The organism is Pseudomonas sp. NBRC 100443 (assembly GCF_030268185.1).
GTDB classification, from domain to species: Bacteria; Pseudomonadota; Gammaproteobacteria; order Pseudomonadales; family Pseudomonadaceae; genus Pseudomonas; species Pseudomonas citronellolis.
This window is the reverse complement of sequence record NZ_BSQE01000120.1, coordinates 1-252: the sequence shown is the minus strand read 5'-3', so window position 1 is coordinate 252 and position 252 is coordinate 1. Positions and strand designations below refer to the sequence as shown.

Sequence of the window (252 nt, the reverse complement as noted above, 5' to 3'; positions counted from 1 at the left end):
CGGCTCGACCTGTTTGGCCAGCAAGGCCGTAGCCGTGATCGGACCGATACCACGTACCGTCATCAGCCGTTTGGCTGTCGGGTCGGCGGCGGCACAGGCTTCCAGACGCCCGGTCAGCGCGGCGATATGTATGGACTCACCCCCACCGTCAACCCGCTTTTGAACATGAAAACCCGACTGCATCTATGTATTAGGCCTGTTCGAGGAAGCCACGTCGGGCTTCTGGCCAACATTGGGTAAGCCCGCGGAATG

Annotated in this window: 1 pseudogene; it reads right to left on the bottom strand. The window is 60.7% G+C overall.

Going from position 1 to position 252, the window contains the following annotated elements:
• Positions 1–183: pseudogene (locus QSJ95_RS32810) on the bottom strand (hypothetical protein); the annotation flags it as partial.
• Positions 184–252 lie beyond the last annotated feature (69 nt).